Source organism: Dictyoglomus sp. (assembly GCF_049968615.1).
GTDB classification, from domain to species: Bacteria; Dictyoglomota; Dictyoglomia; order Dictyoglomales; family Dictyoglomaceae; genus Dictyoglomus; species Dictyoglomus turgidum.
Map to the genome: position 1 here is coordinate 200,648 of NZ_JBMFQK010000002.1, position 13,576 is coordinate 214,223.

The 13,576-nt window shown below is 34.1% G+C and carries 18 protein-coding genes; all 18 read right to left on the reverse strand.

What is annotated here, in order from left to right:
• Nucleotides 1–34: 34 nt before the first annotated feature.
• Nucleotides 35–961 carry a tetratricopeptide repeat protein gene (locus ACP5QL_RS03200; RefSeq protein WP_273333434.1) on the reverse strand — a complete coding sequence of 309 codons (927 nt, stop codon included), beginning with the start codon at nt 959–961 and terminating at the stop codon, nt 35–37.
• A 5-nt stretch (nt 962–966) separates the two neighbouring features.
• Complete coding sequence (gene acpS / locus ACP5QL_RS03205; protein ID WP_272994909.1) at nt 967–1,347, reverse strand: holo-ACP synthase; 381 nt, start codon at nt 1,345–1,347, stop codon at nt 967–969.
• Nucleotides 1,348–1,352: 5 nt separating this feature from the next.
• Nucleotides 1,353–3,179 carry a glutamine--fructose-6-phosphate transaminase (isomerizing) gene (glmS, locus tag ACP5QL_RS03210; RefSeq protein WP_012583383.1) on the reverse strand — a complete coding sequence of 609 codons (1,827 nt, stop codon included), beginning with the start codon at nt 3,177–3,179 and terminating at the stop codon, nt 1,353–1,355.
• Nucleotides 3,180–3,373: 194 nt separating this feature from the next.
• Nucleotides 3,374–4,717, reverse strand: coding sequence for a phosphoglucosamine mutase (gene glmM / locus ACP5QL_RS03215; RefSeq protein WP_012583382.1), 1,344 nt, complete (start codon nt 4,715–4,717; stop codon nt 3,374–3,376).
• A complete protein-coding gene (locus ACP5QL_RS03220) occupies nt 4,714–5,118 on the reverse strand; it encodes a hypothetical protein (protein ID WP_012583381.1) in 405 nt (134 codons plus the stop codon). The genes glmM and ACP5QL_RS03220 overlap by 4 nt, the downstream gene beginning before the upstream one ends.
• Nucleotides 5,119–6,126, reverse strand: a complete 1,008-nt coding sequence (amrS, locus tag ACP5QL_RS03225) for an AmmeMemoRadiSam system radical SAM enzyme (protein ID WP_012583380.1) — start codon at nt 6,124–6,126, stop codon at nt 5,119–5,121. It abuts the gene before it with no gap.
• Nucleotides 6,127–6,129: 3 nt separating this feature from the next.
• Nucleotides 6,130–6,654, reverse strand: a complete 525-nt coding sequence (amrA, locus tag ACP5QL_RS03230; RefSeq protein ID WP_012583379.1) for an AmmeMemoRadiSam system protein A — start codon at nt 6,652–6,654, stop codon at nt 6,130–6,132.
• 9 nt (nt 6,655–6,663) lie between these two features.
• Entirely contained in the window at nt 6,664–7,080 is a 417-nt protein-coding gene (gene rpsI / locus ACP5QL_RS03235) for a 30S ribosomal protein S9 (protein ID WP_272995089.1), read from the reverse strand.
• A gap of 12 nt (nt 7,081–7,092) precedes the next feature.
• Nucleotides 7,093–7,521, reverse strand: coding sequence for a 50S ribosomal protein L13 (rplM, locus tag ACP5QL_RS03240; RefSeq protein WP_012583377.1), 429 nt, complete (start codon nt 7,519–7,521; stop codon nt 7,093–7,095).
• A 52-nt stretch (nt 7,522–7,573) separates the two neighbouring features.
• Nucleotides 7,574–8,311: a tRNA pseudouridine(38-40) synthase TruA gene (gene truA, locus ACP5QL_RS03245; RefSeq protein ID WP_012583376.1), complete on the reverse strand. Its 738-nt coding sequence runs from the start codon at nt 8,309–8,311 to the stop codon at nt 7,574–7,576.
• A gap of 2 nt (nt 8,312–8,313) precedes the next feature.
• Nucleotides 8,314–9,117, reverse strand: a complete 804-nt coding sequence (locus ACP5QL_RS03250) for an energy-coupling factor transporter transmembrane component T family protein (protein ID WP_012583375.1) — start codon at nt 9,115–9,117, stop codon at nt 8,314–8,316.
• Nucleotides 9,105–9,968, reverse strand: coding sequence for an energy-coupling factor transporter ATPase (locus tag ACP5QL_RS03255; RefSeq protein WP_272995086.1), 864 nt, complete (start codon nt 9,966–9,968; stop codon nt 9,105–9,107). The genes ACP5QL_RS03250 and ACP5QL_RS03255 overlap by 13 nt, the downstream gene beginning before the upstream one ends.
• Nucleotides 9,959–10,777, reverse strand: a complete 819-nt coding sequence (locus ACP5QL_RS03260; RefSeq protein WP_012583373.1) for an energy-coupling factor transporter ATPase — start codon at nt 10,775–10,777, stop codon at nt 9,959–9,961. Before ACP5QL_RS03260 ends, ACP5QL_RS03255 begins: the two co-directional genes overlap by 10 nt.
• Complete coding sequence (gene rplQ, locus ACP5QL_RS03265; RefSeq protein WP_012583372.1) at nt 10,777–11,127, reverse strand: 50S ribosomal protein L17; 351 nt, start codon at nt 11,125–11,127, stop codon at nt 10,777–10,779. Before rplQ ends, ACP5QL_RS03260 begins: the two co-directional genes overlap by 1 nt.
• Nucleotides 11,124–12,089 carry a DNA-directed RNA polymerase subunit alpha gene (locus ACP5QL_RS03270; RefSeq protein ID WP_012583371.1) on the reverse strand — a complete coding sequence of 322 codons (966 nt, stop codon included), beginning with the start codon at nt 12,087–12,089 and terminating at the stop codon, nt 11,124–11,126. Before ACP5QL_RS03270 ends, rplQ begins: the two co-directional genes overlap by 4 nt.
• 39 nt (nt 12,090–12,128) lie before the next feature.
• Nucleotides 12,129–12,749 carry a 30S ribosomal protein S4 gene (gene rpsD, locus ACP5QL_RS03275; protein WP_428125374.1) on the reverse strand — a complete coding sequence of 207 codons (621 nt, stop codon included), beginning with the start codon at nt 12,747–12,749 and terminating at the stop codon, nt 12,129–12,131.
• Nucleotides 12,750–12,769: 20 nt separating this feature from the next.
• Nucleotides 12,770–13,165: a 30S ribosomal protein S11 gene (rpsK, locus tag ACP5QL_RS03280; protein ID WP_012583369.1), complete on the reverse strand. Its 396-nt coding sequence runs from the start codon at nt 13,163–13,165 to the stop codon at nt 12,770–12,772.
• 30 nt (nt 13,166–13,195) lie between these two features.
• Nucleotides 13,196–13,570, reverse strand: a complete 375-nt coding sequence (gene rpsM, locus ACP5QL_RS03285) for a 30S ribosomal protein S13 (protein ID WP_012583368.1) — start codon at nt 13,568–13,570, stop codon at nt 13,196–13,198.
• Nucleotides 13,571–13,576: the final 6 nt, after the last annotated feature.

Sequence of the window (13,576 nt, forward strand, 5' to 3'; positions counted from 1 at the left end):
GAATATAGCACAAAATAAAAGATTTTTCAAATTTTTATTTTGAATCAGAAGGTAGATTTAAGCTTTGTAAAAGGGTAATAAGCCTCATTTTACTCATAACCAGTATTTGAGGATCTGCTTTATCACCTAGTTCTTCTATTCTTTTATAAATTTTTATAGCTTCTCCAATCTGTTTTTTCTCCTCAAATATGGTAGCTAAAATGTAAAGAGCCTGAGAATTATCTTTATCCATACTTAAGACTTCTTCCAAATCTCTTTCAGCTTTTTCGTAAAATCCTAATTTCTTATATTGAATAGCTCTGTTTATTAGAAAATCTTTTTTAGTCTTATATAACTTCAATGACTTATCAAAAGCTTCCTTTGCTTTTTTAACATCTTTATGCTCAAGAACAATACCCAAGGAAAGCCATAAATCAGGACTATTATTATACTTTTCTATTTTCTCTTCAAGAACTCTCTGAGCCATATCTACTTTGCCTTCAGATAAATACTTATAACTGCTATCCATAGTTTCTATAATCTCTTGAGAGGAAGGCTTAAAATAATTTGACAAAATTACTACCCCTATAAGGATTAAAACTGTCAGTAAAGAATAAATTGTTATCCTTTTAATCTTCCTTTTTCTTTTTTTCTCAACTATATCCCATATATGCCACCACCAATAATCCCTAGGATAGGTATTGCCTTTAGATTTCAGATCAGAATTTTTTAACAACTTGTAGATACTGTCCAAATTCTTTTTCACTTCTCCGTCAATTTCACTAAGTTCCACAAGTTCGGCTTCTATAGATATACCTAACCTTCTAATATCCTCTACTAATTCCTGAATTTCTTGCCTCTTCAAAATAAAGTCTTCAGCATATCTCTTACTTTCAGATTGGGTTGGAACTAAGATTTTACTAATTAATTTTCTTAAATCAGCTACTTTTTCCCTTAAAAGTTCTATAGGAGAATCTTTCATACTTCTCACCTCACAAGTATCACAATAGCAACAGCATATTTATGAGTATGAGATAGACTCACCTTAATCTCTTTAACACCCTTCTGAAGAGCCATCTCTAACGCTTTATTTTTAAGTCTAATCTCCGGCTTTCCATTTAGTCCATAAAGTATCTCTACGTCCTTCCAACGCCACCCCTCATATTTTCCACCAAGAGCCTTAATAAAAGCCTCCTTAGCTGCAAAACGTGCAGCTAAGGAGGCATAAATATCCTTTTTATTGCCCAATTGTTTTAGTTCTTCGTGAGAATATATTCTCTCTTTAAAATTTCTATGTTTCTCGCAAGCATTTTTAATTCTTTCTATCTCTATAATATCAAGTCCAACTTCAAGACTAATATTTTCCATATTTTCTATTCCACTGTCACTGATTTGGCTAAATTTCTTGGTTGATCTATTTCCCTTCCAAGAAGATCAGCTACATAGTAAGCAAAAAGTTGAAGTACCATTACTCCCATATAAGGGTAATAAAAAGGATCAATATTGGGAACAGGAATTAAATCATCTACAAGGTTTTCCAATTTTTTATCCTTTTCATTTCCAATAGCAATTATAGGTGCTCTTCTTGCTTTTGCTTCCTCAAGATTGTTTATCATTTTCGAATAAGCATCATCCTTGTACGCTATACCAAAAACTGGTGTTTCAGGATCTAATAATGCTATCGGTCCATGTTTCATCTCACCCGCTGGAATACCTTCTGCGTGAATATAAGAAATTTCTTTCAATTTTAATGCTCCTTCGAGGGCAAGAGGGAAATTTCTTCCTCTTGCGAGATACAGGAAGTTCTTCTTTTGATAATACTTCTTTGCTGTCTCAAACACTTGATCTTTTATATTAGAAAGGTAATTTTCCAAATATGTAGGTAGCATATTCCACTTATCTAAATCAATTTTTACCTTATAAAGTTTGTTTTTAACATATTCTTTAAGAAGTCCCAGATAAACAAGCTCAGCCATAAAAGTTTTTGTAGCAGCAACTCCAATTTCTATTCCAGCCCTCAGGTTAATAAAGTAATCACTTTCTCTAGCCACTGTACTTTGAGGGTTGTTAACTAAGGACAATACCTTAAAGCCTTTTTCTTTTACTTTCCTTAGTGTAGAGATCACATCTGCTGTTTCTCCTGATTGACTTATAGTTATAAACAAAGTCTCATCAGGAACTCTCAAATTTCGATGATGCATCTGAGAAGCAAGTTCAACTTCTATAAAATATGGCAACTCTTCTTCCCACAAAAATTTAGCATAATATCCAGCATGGTAAGAAGTTCCACAAGCCACAATAAAAACTTTTTTAATCTTTTCCCAAGAAATATCTATACTTTTTATATCTTCTATCTGAAGCTCATCTCTATTCTTATTTACTGTAGAAAGAATTCTTCTTACTACTAACGGTTGCTCAAAAATCTCTTTTAACATAAAGTGAGGATATCCGTTCTTTTCTGCCCTTATTCTATCCTGAGGTATTCTTATGGGCTCTACGCCTATATATTTGCCTACTCCCATATCATATACTTTTATCTCATTAGCAGAAATTTTCGCCATCTGATTGTCTTTTAGATAGTAAAATCTATCGGTATAATCACCTAAAGCAGGAATATCTGAGGCAATAAAGTTTTCCCCTATTCCAAATCCAACTATAAGAGGACTCTGCTTTCTTAGAGCATATAAAATATTGGGATTTCTTTTATCCATGATCAATAAAGCAAAAGCCCCTTCTAATTTTTTAAAAAGCTCTTTTACAGCTTCTTCTAACCCTATCTCTTCTTTATCCACCATCTCCTCTAGAAGATGAGGAATTACTTCTGTATCGGTTTGGCTTTTAAAAACATGTCCCTTATTTATTAGTAGCTCCTTCAACTCCTTATAGTTCTCTATAATCCCGTTGTGAACCACCACAATGTTTCCCTTACAATCAGTATGTGGATGAGCATTTTCCACAGATATTCCTCCATGGGTTGCCCATCTAGTATGACCTATACCTACTTTTGAAAAATCACTGAAATCCAATATCTCTTTTAAATTTTGAACTTTCCCTACTACTTTCTTAATTTCCAAAACACTATCATTCCTTATATAAGCCATCCCTGCTGAATCATAGCCTCTATACTCTAATTTCTCTAATCCTGAAATAATAAAAGGAATACAGTTTTTATTTCCTATATAACCAAAAATACCACACATTTTCTCCTCCTCCTTTTCTCTTTTGGAGAAGGAGATAGTCCCTAATGCTACTTGGAGACCTTTTGTCCTGGTGGTCACCCACCAGTTTTGTGAGTCTCCTTAAGGTAGGTAGCAACTACCTGGAGGCACCCGCCGAAAACCTCGATAAACCTCCACCTCGTCAACTTACTCCCTAAAGGAGTAAGTCCTGGCGCTTAAAAATTTGAAAGAAGATCAATTATTCTACTTTTAATTTCTAAAACTAACTCATTTAGGTATTCCTTAGGGACATCTCCTTCTAAAGTTATCCTAACAACTGGCTCAGTACCCGATTTCCTCACTATATATCTTATATTTTTTCCATTTATCACCTCCTCGGTTATTTCTATAAATCTTTTCTCCATATCTTCTGTAATATTAAGTCCTTTTACAGAGACTTTTTCATGTACTTGAGGAAAGATCTTTATATCTTTAGCTAACTCAGAAAGCTTTACTCCCTTTTCCTTTAATATCTTAAGCAGAAATAAAGAGGTCAACAAACCATCTCCTGTAGACATATAATCAAAAAGAATTATATGACCAGAGGTTTCACCTCCAAGATTTAAACCATATTTTAAAATCTCATCCAGCACATATCTGTCCCCAACTTTAGTCCTAATAAGTTCCACATTTATATTCTTTAAATACTCTTCAAGTCCCAAGTTAGTCATAATTGTTCCTACAATTTTATCTCCCTTAAGAAGCCCTTTTTCTTTAAGATATTTTGCCAAAATACCCAGCATTATATCACCATCTATTATCTCTCCGTTCTCGGAAAAAGCAATTACCCTATCTCCATCCCCATCATAAGTAAAACCTATATGAGCCCCCGAGTTTAAGAAAAGCTTCTTACTAGTTTCAGGATAAACTGCTCCACAATTCTCATTAATGTTTAACCCATTATATTTGGTATTATAAGCCACAACTTCTGCTCCTAACTCTCTAAAAACTTCAGGTGCTATTTCTGAAAGAGAACCAAAAGCACAATCTAACATAACTTTATATCCCTCAAAGTTTCCATTAATTATCTCTCTAAGATAGTTTTTATACTTTTCTTTTATATGAGAAAAATCATAAATTACTCCAATCTCCCGCGGATTAGCTCTATAATAGTTATCCTCCTTTAAAAGGTAATTTTCTATCTCTGCCTCAACATCATCATCAAGTTTAAATCCATCGTTTTTAAATATTTTTATCCCATTATACTCTACCGGATTATGAGAAGCAGAAATCATAACCCCTAATAAAACCTCATCCTGATTTTTAACCAAATAAGACAAAGCAGGAGTCGAAATAACACCAACATCTAACACATTCATTCCACCCGAAGTAAAACCAGCAACAAGAGCAGATTTCAACATGTCTTTAGAATTTCTTGTATCACTCCCAATAATAACTTTTTTTCCCTTAACATTACCAAAATATCCAACTATTGCCCTACTTAGCTTGTAAGCAAGTTCAGGAGTAAGATCTTCATTTACCACTCCCCTTATTCCGTCAGTTCCAAAAAATCTTCTCACCTTATTTCTCTCCTTTCTTTCTCAATTAACACCATAGGATAACTTTCTCTTACTTCCTTTCCTTGCCAAAAACCAACCACTTCGAAATTTTTCTTAATTTCTCCTGTAACAATCAAATTTTCTCCTTCTGCTGGAATTCCTGTAGTACTCAGCACAGTAATTTGAAAGTTTTCAAAAGTTAAAGAATAAGCAGAATATATACTACCCCATATTCCATAAGGGCTTACAGCCTCTCCTTTCAAAGTAACTTCTTTTCCTACATATTTCTCTAAATTCTTCCATTTTTCTCTCCATGGAGAATCTTTTAACCAATCATAGTAACTATAAGCTAAAAATATTAATAATGTCAAAAAGAGGATAAGATAGTTTCTCAATTTTTTGTTTCTTAATACCTCTCTCATTTAAACTCCCCCTGTGTGTACTGGGATAGAAGTACCACAATAGGGACACTTATTAGAATTCTTTAAAAGATTTTTTCTAATAAAATATCCTTCTCTTACAATAAGCTCATTACCACAGTTAGGACAAAAAGTAGTGCTTCCTTCTGTATCCCATATATTTCCTAAGTAAACATAATGTAACCTTTTTCTTGCCTCACTGTAAGCAAATTTTAATATCTCTATGGGAGTTGGAGGAACTGTGAATTTATATGCAGGAAAATATCTTGTAAAATGTAGAGGGATATTAGGGCTTATACTTGCTACATAATCAATTAAAGCTACAATTTCTTCTTTATTGTCATTATAACCAGGGATAATTAAATTGGTTAGTTCTATATGTATTCCCTTCTCATATGCAAACTCTATTATTCTTTTTACGCCTTTGAGGCTTCCCTTGCATAACTTATTATAAAATTCCTCTCTTATTGATTTTAGGTCAATATTCATAGCATCAATATACGGAGCTATTTCCAAAAAAGGTTCTACTTCTATAAAACCATTAGTCACAAAAACATTCTTAAGATTATGTTCCTTAAAATGCTTTGCTACCTCTAAAACAAATTCATACCAAATAAAGGGCTCATTATAAGTGTATGAGATACCAATAGAACCATTTTTTTTGGCTAGTTTCAAAAGCAATTCTTTATCAACGTCTTCAAGAAAAATATCTTCAGGTCCAACTTGAGATATGGTCCAATTTTGACAAAAAGGACACTTAAAATTACAACCTACAGTACCTATGGAAAGAATAGCAGATCCTGGATAAAAATGATAAAGGGGTTTTTTTTCAATAGGGTCTAAGGCAATAGAGCTTGCCTTACCATAAACTAAAGAATACAAAGTTCCTTCAATATTTTCTCTTACACCACAAATTCCCCTTTTTCCTAAGGGAATAATACAATGATGAGGACATAATAAACATTGAACTATCTGATTCTCTAATTTTTGATAATATAAAGCCTCTCTCATTAATCATTCCTTAAATCTATCCACCGAAAATCTATAAACTTTAAAATTTTCAGAAGGAGAAATTCCTGCTTTTGCCAAAGCAATAGAAAGTTGCTCCTCTATAGTGTCCACTCCTTCTAGATCAGGAAGAAGAACTCCTCTTCTCCATCCCTTCTCTACTACTACACCATATTTTTTGGGATCAAGATCTTTAATATCTTTTATTTCTTCTAAAGGTGAAAGAACGTCAACTGAAATTTCTATATCGTCAAGTTCATCTAAATCAAGGGGTGGAAATCTGGGATCTTCAGTAGCTGCACTTATAGCATTTCTTATAATTTCTTCAGCAATATTAGAAGTAGTAGGTATTATAGTACCTATACATCCTCTTAACTCACCTGTTGATTTCCTGTGCAAAGATACAAAAGTTCCTGCTTTTCTCTTTAGATAATCAGGTATATCAGGAGGTGGAGTTATTACTCTCCCCTCCTTTAAATAAGTTTCTATGGCTTTACGAGCAAGCCCCACAATATATTCTCTTAAATCCATAAAAATCCATTATCGCTTTGAATATTGTGGTGCTCTTCTTGCTCTCTTCAAACCATATTTCTTTCTTTCTTTTTCTCTTGGATCTCTCTTCAACAAACCCTCTTTCTTAAGAAGAGCCTTCCAATCTTCCTTTAATGCTACAAGAGCTTTTGAAATCCCATGAGCAAGAGCCTGTGCTTGAGCACTCACTCCTCCACCAATTGCTTGAGCTATCACATCTACCTGATTTAACATCCCTGTCAGTTCTAGAGGTTTCTTCGCTATTTTATGGAAAAATATTCTTCCTCCAAAATATTCCTCTAAAGGCTTATCATTAACAATAATCTTACCCTCTCCAGGAAAACGCAACCATACTTTTACCCTTGAAGTCTTTCTTCCACCAACTTCATGTATCACTTTTACATCTTGAGAAGTAAATTCCAACATTTATCCCTCCCACTATATGTTCAATTCTTTTGGTTTCTGAGCTTGATGAGGATGTTCAGGTCCAGCATAGATCTTCAATTTTTTTAACATTTTTCTACCAAGGGGACCCTTCGGAAGCATCCCTTTAACAGCAAGGTAAATCATCTTTTCAGGGCTTTTAGCTCTCATATCTCTTGCAGTAATAAGTCTATGTCCACCTGGATATCCTGAATGGAAGAAATATATTTTTTGATCCTCTTTCTTTCCAGTCAACACCACATCTTTCGCATTTACAACAATCACAAAATCGCCTGTATCTACATGGGGCGTATAAATTGGTTTATGCTTTCCTCTTAATATTTTTGCTATTTCAGAAGCCAATCTACCAAGCACCTTTCCCTTTGCATCTACTACATACCACTCTCTTTTTATCTCTTCTTTTTTTGCCATAAAAGTTTTCATTTTTCTTTTTCCTCCTTTCCCGTAGCATTTTAATATAATTTTATTTACAATGTCAATAATCTACTCTAAAAAGATAAAGTCCCCAAGGAGGGGCAGGAACTGAAAACCTTTCTTTTCTTTCTTCCTTTAAATAATCTTCTAACTCAATTAAACTTTTTCTTCCTAAAGCTATTTCTACCATGCTACCTACTATAAATCTTACCATTTTTCTCAAAAAAAATGGGGCTGATATAAAATATATTAACAGATCTTTCTTAAAATACCAAAAAGATTCATAGACTTCAATAACCGTTTGATCTTCATCCTCTGTTACACAAAAATTTTTAAAATCGTGAACTCCTTTAAATAGATTTGCAGAAAAAATCAATAATTCTCTATTAATTTCTCTACTTATCCACCAGGAGTAGTCTTTTAAAAACAAATCTCTTTCATCATTATTGTAAACCACATAAATGTACCATCTTCTTTTTGCAGAATATCTAGCATGAAAACTATCATCTACAATTTCAACCTTTTTTATCTTTATATCCTCAGGCAGTAATCTATTTAAAACTTTATGAAGCTTATCACAGGAAAAACCTTTATGTCCCCTGCTCTTAAAATTAACCACCTGACCCAAAGCGTGAACTCCCGTATCGGTTCTTCCTGCACCTATTACCCTTATTTCTTCATCAAATAAGAAACTCAATACTTTTTCTAACTCCCCTTGTATAGTTCGCTTTCCAGGTTGTTTTTGAAATCCATAAAAATCTTTACCAATGTATGAGATCTCAAGCTTCCAGTTAGTCATTATCAAAAAAATATAAGTAAAAGAGCAGAATAGATTCCTATGAAAAATATAAAAGAAGTCTCCTTCAGCGTCCAATAAGTCCTTCTATACCTTGTTCTTCCCTCTCCCCCTCTATAACACCTTGATTCCATAGCTTCAGCAAGCTCATTTGCTCTTCTAAAAGCATTTACAAAGAGAGGAATTATTACGGGAAGTAAACTCTTAGCCTGATTTACAATATTACCTTTACCAAATTCTGCTCCTCTTGCTTTTTGGGCTTTTATTATTTTATCTGTCTCATCTAAAAGGGTTGGTACAAATCTAATAGCTATAGTCATCATCATAGAAAACTCATGCACAGGAAATTTGAAATACTTTAGAGGCTTCAGAAGATCTTCTAAAGCTTGAGCCAGTTCCAACACTGATGTGGTTAAAGTAAGCAGAGAAGTTATCATAACTATAAATATGAGCCTCAAAGACATAAAAATAGCCATTTTAATTCCTAATTCCGTAATGTGTATAATTCCAAATCTCCAAAAAACCCTTCCTCCTTCTTCCCCAAAAAAGAAATGAATAATAAAAGTAAATAAAACAAGAAAATAAACAGGTTTCAGAGACCTAAGAAAATACTTTAAAGGTAGAGAAGAAAGAAAGATCCCTAACATAATAAGAAGAAAGAAAAACAAATAAGAGAGGTTTAATCTTATTAGAAATATAAATACGATAAGCCAAAAAGATGCTATAATTTTAGCCTTAGCATCCAAACCATGAAGTATGGAATTTGCAGGTATATATTGCCCAATAGGAAAAGTTTTTAACACTTCCATAAACTCTTATATCCCTTATAAGCAAGTATTCTCTCTACAATCTCCTGAACAGTAAAAGCGCCTTCTATAGGATATCCTTTTTCTTGGAGTATTTTTACAAGCCTAACTATCTCAGGCAAGTCCAATTCCGCCTCTTCTAATTTATCATAGGTCATAAATAATCTTTCAGAGGGACCATCAAAAATTATTTCTCCTGCTTTCAAAACTATAACTCTTCTCACCAATCTCATAACCTCATCAAGATCGTGAGATACTATGATAAGAGTCTTTTGTTTTTTATCCACCCATCTATCTATATAGTTCATTATCTGCAATTTACCTCTTGGATCGAGATTTGCTGTAGGCTCATCCAAAATGAGAACTTCAGGATCCATGGCCAATATACTTGCAATAGCTAACCTTCTTTTCTCTCCCCCAGAGAGATGAAAGGGAGATCTATCTTTGATTTCTTCATAAGATAAACCTACTGAGATAAGAGCAGACTTCACACAATCCTCAATTTTTTCTTCAGAAATACCAACATTTTTAGGTCCAAAAGCTACTTCTTCAAATACTGTTTCAGCAAAAAATTGATATTCGGGATATTGAAATACTACTCCCACGATTTTACATAGCTCTTTTGAATTCCATTTTCTGATCTCCTTATCTTTTACATACACTTCTCCCGATGTTGGATAAATAAGACCTCCTATAAGTTGAATTAAAGTAGACTTTCCCGAACCCGTCTTCCCAAGAATTCCTATTCTTTCTCCATGTTCAACATTTAAAGAAACATTAAGAAGAGCTTCTTTCTCTAAAGGAGTATCCTTTAAGTATGTGTAAGATACACTCTTCAAACTAATTAAAGCCATAGAGATAATTCCTCGGGAGTTAAGATAGGATGTGGTATATTAAAGCCTCTCTCTAAAAGACACTTTGATATTCTTGTAGTTATAGGCAAATTCAATCCCCATTCATTTAATTTTTCATCTTTAGAAAATATCTCCCTTGGAGTTCCTAAATCTACAATCTCCCCATTAAAAAAGACCACAATCTTTTCTGCCCAAATTACCTCCTCCATATGATGGGTTATCAAAATTATGGTTTTCTTTTCCTCTTCGTAAAGCCTTCTTATTATATTTATTATCTCTTTTCTACCCTTAGGATCAAGCATCGTAGTGGGTTCGTCAAGAACAATGTACTTAGGCATCATAGCTAAAATTCCTGCTATAGCAACCCGTTGTTTTTGTCCTCCCGAAAGTAAGTAAGGTGGATACTTTCTATATTCTTCCATTCCTACCGCTTTTAAAGCAAAATTAATCCTTTCTTCAATCTCTTCTGGGGGAAGTCCTAAATTCTCACAACCAAAAGCTATATCTTCTTCCACAGTCATTCCTATTATCTGATTATCTGGATTTTGAAAAACTAAACCTACGTTTTTTCTTATTTCCCATATTCTTTTCTCATCCTTTGTATTCATTCCATCTACTATTACATCACCAGAAGTTGGAGTATAAAGTCCATTAAGAAGCCTTGCGAAGGTAGACTTGCCTGAACCATTAGCTCCTACAATACAAAAAAAAGAAGGAGAAGGTATCTCTAAATTAATATTCTTAAGAGCTACCTTCTCCTGTGAGGTGCCGGGTTGATAAATATAAGATAAATTTTCAACTTTTATCATTATACGAATTCAATAACTGCCTGCTCTGCTGCGTCTCCTCTTCTCATACCCAGTTTTAATATTCTGATATAACCACCATTTCTATCCTTATATTTAGGAGCAATCTCTACAAAAACTTTCCTAACTAACTCCCTATCTTGAAGCCATGCATATACTAATCTTCTATGATGAACAGAATCTTCTTTAGCAATAGTAAGAAGCTTTTCTGCAATTCTCGTGACTTCTTTTGCTCTCGGTAAAGTGGTCACTATCTTTCCATGTTTAAATAATGATATCAAAAGAGCTTTAAATAAAGCTTTTCTTTGGGGAGTTGGTTTACTTAATTTTCTATATGCTTTACGGTGTCTCATTCTAAGCCCTCTCCTTTCTCCGTATCAGGATTTCCACCATCTCTCAAACTCAGTCCCTTTTCTCTTAATTTCTCTTCCAATTCCTGAAGGGATTTTTGCCCAAAATTTTTGATTTTCATTAAATCCTCTCTACTTTTTGATAAAAGATCCTCAATAGTGTGTATACCTGCATGCCTCAAAGAATTATAAGCTCTTGTAGAAAGTCCCAAATCTTCAAGGGTTAATCCTTTCTTTTCCTCTTCTAAGGATGTAATCTCTTGTCCTACTTCCTCATGAGGAAGTTGAAACTCCCTTTCACTTAAAAGTTTAAAATACTCCATTAATATTCTTGAAGCTTCTCTAAAAGCCTCTTCAGGGGTTACAGACTTATTAGTCCATATCTCTATTATTAATCTATCCAAGTCTGTTCTTCGACCAACCCTTGTTTTCTCTACAGTATAACTTACCTTTTTTACAGGAGAAAATATGGAATCTAATACTAATACTCCAATGGGATAACTTTGATCTTTATTCTCCTCTGCACTGACATATCCTTTACCTTTTCTTACCTCTACTTCCATATGAAATGGAATATCATCCACCAAAGTTGCAATTACAAGATCTGGATTAAGTATTTTAACATTTGCTGGAACTATAAAGTCACCTGCTGTTACTACTTTAGGCCCTCTCACATCAAGTTCCAAAATATGAGAATTGTTATCTTCTATTTTAACTACAAGCTTTTTTAGATTCATTAAAATTTCTAAAATCTCTTCTTTTAAGCCTGGTAATACCTCAAGCTCATGTCTTACTCCCTCAATCTTAACCGAAACCACAGCTGCTCCTTCAATAGAAGAAAGTAGTATTCTCCTTAGAGAGTTTCCTATGGTCCACCCATATCCTCTCTCTAAGGGCTCTATTACAAAACGCCCATATTCATCTGATCTCTTTTCAATAATAACCCTTACATTTTCCTCTAACAAATTATCTACCTCCTTACCCTGCCCAAAGGCCACCAAAAATTATCTGGAGTAGAACTCTACAATAAGCTGTTCTTGGACAGGAGTATCTATTTCTTCTCTCTTTGGTAATCTCAAAACTTTTCCTCTAAGGTTTTCCCTATCCAATTCTAACCAGGCTGGAACACTCTTATTTCCAAAAACTGATATGGCTTCTTGTACAGGAATTAAATCTTTATCAAGGAGCTCTACCACATCTCCTGGCTTTAAATTATAAGAGGGTATGTTAACTCTTTTACCATTCACAGCAATTTTACCATGAGACACAATCTGCCTTGCTTGAGCTCGAGATAAAGCCCAACCCAGCCTGTACACTACATTATCAAGTCTTGTTTCCAAAAGTTGCAATAACCTTTCTCCCGTAACACCTCTACCTTTAGAGGCTATCTCAAAGTATCGCCTAAATTGTCTTTCTAATACTCCGTATATTCTTTTTGCTCTTTGTTTTTCTCTTAACCTTAATCCGTACTCAGTTAATTTTCTTTGAGCTCTACCATGTTGACCAGGTGAAAATGGTCTTCTTTCAAAGGGACACTTTTCGGAAAAACATTTTGTCCCTTTTAAAAATAACTTCATACCTTCTCTTCTACATAAACGACAATCTGGTCCTGTATATCTTGCCATCGTCTCTCCTCCTTTTCAAACTACACTCTTCTTCTACGTGGTGGGCGACACCCATTATGAGGAATAGGTGTAACATCTTTAATAAGAGAAATCTCCAATCCAGCAGCTTGTAAAGCTCTAATAGCTGTTTCTCTTCCAGGTCCCGGCCCTTTTACTAAAACATCAACTTTCTTCATTCCATACTCTGAAATAGCTTTTTTCGCTGCCATTTCCGCAGCAAGTTGAGCAGCAAAAGGAGTACCCTTCTTTGTACCTTTAAAACCTGCTGTCCCACCACTTCCCCATGTTAACACATTTCCCTCAGGATCAGTAATGGTTACTATAGTATTATTGAAAGTAGAATTGATATGTGCAACTCCAACAGGAACTATTCTTTTTTCCTTCTTAGGACCTCTTGTTCTCTTCTTTTTAGCCATTTATCCTATTTCCCTCCTAAACCTTAATTTTTATTTTTCCTTTCTCTTAGCCCCCACAGTCTTCCTTGGGCCCTTCCTAGTACGGGCATTACAACGAGTTCTCTGTCCCCTAACTGGAAGTCCTCTCTTATGCCTTATACCTCTATAACAACCTATTTCAATAAGCCTTCTAATATTTGCTGCCACTTCTTGCCTTAGATCTCCTTCCACTTTATAGTTATTCTCAATTTCTTCCCTCAATTTACTTATTTCTTCTTCAGTAAGATCCTTAACTCTCTTGTTTGGATCCACCCCAGTAGCTTGAAGAATCTTCTTACTTGTGGTACGTCCAATACCGTATATGTATGTTAAAGCAATCTCCACTTTTTTATTACTTGGTAAGTCTACTCCTGCAATACGTGCCATTTACTA

Excerpts from the sequence above, each read along its gene's own strand:
- ACP5QL_RS03200 (WP_273333434.1), bottom strand. The coding sequence starts at position 961 with ATGAAAGATTCTCCTATAGAACTTTTAAGGGAAAAAGTAGCTGATTTA.
- acpS (WP_272994909.1), bottom strand. The coding sequence starts at position 1,347 with ATGGAAAATATTAGTCTTGAAGTTGGACTTGATATTATAGAGATAGAA.
- glmS (WP_012583383.1), bottom strand. The coding sequence starts at position 3,179 with ATGTGTGGTATTTTTGGTTATATAGGAAATAAAAACTGTATTCCTTTT.
- ACP5QL_RS03220 (WP_012583381.1), bottom strand. The coding sequence starts at position 5,118 with ATGAGAGAGGTATTAAGAAACAAAAAATTGAGAAACTATCTTATCCTC.
- amrS (WP_012583380.1), bottom strand. The coding sequence starts at position 6,126 with ATGAGAGAGGCTTTATATTATCAAAAATTAGAGAATCAGATAGTTCAA.
- amrA (WP_012583379.1), bottom strand. The coding sequence starts at position 6,654 with ATGGATTTAAGAGAATATATTGTGGGGCTTGCTCGTAAAGCCATAGAA.
- rpsI (WP_272995089.1), bottom strand. The coding sequence starts at position 7,080 with ATGTTGGAATTTACTTCTCAAGATGTAAAAGTGATACATGAAGTTGGT.
- rplM (WP_012583377.1), bottom strand. The coding sequence starts at position 7,521 with ATGAAAACTTTTATGGCAAAAAAAGAAGAGATAAAAAGAGAGTGGTAT.
- truA (WP_012583376.1), bottom strand. The coding sequence starts at position 8,311 with ATGACTAACTGGAAGCTTGAGATCTCATACATTGGTAAAGATTTTTAT.
- ACP5QL_RS03250 (WP_012583375.1), bottom strand. The coding sequence starts at position 9,117 with ATGGAAGTGTTAAAAACTTTTCCTATTGGGCAATATATACCTGCAAAT.
- ACP5QL_RS03255 (WP_272995086.1), bottom strand. The coding sequence starts at position 9,968 with ATGGCTTTAATTAGTTTGAAGAGTGTATCTTACACATACTTAAAGGAT.
- ACP5QL_RS03260 (WP_012583373.1), bottom strand. The coding sequence starts at position 10,777 with ATGATAAAAGTTGAAAATTTATCTTATATTTATCAACCCGGCACCTCA.
- rplQ (WP_012583372.1), bottom strand. The coding sequence starts at position 11,127 with ATGAGACACCGTAAAGCATATAGAAAATTAAGTAAACCAACTCCCCAA.
- rpsD (WP_428125374.1), bottom strand. The coding sequence starts at position 12,749 with ATGGCAAGATATACAGGACCAGATTGTCGTTTATGTAGAAGAGAAGGT.
- rpsK (WP_012583369.1), bottom strand. The coding sequence starts at position 13,165 with ATGGCTAAAAAGAAGAGAACAAGAGGTCCTAAGAAGGAAAAAAGAATA.
- rpsM (WP_012583368.1), bottom strand. The coding sequence starts at position 13,570 with ATGGCACGTATTGCAGGAGTAGACTTACCAAGTAATAAAAAAGTGGAG.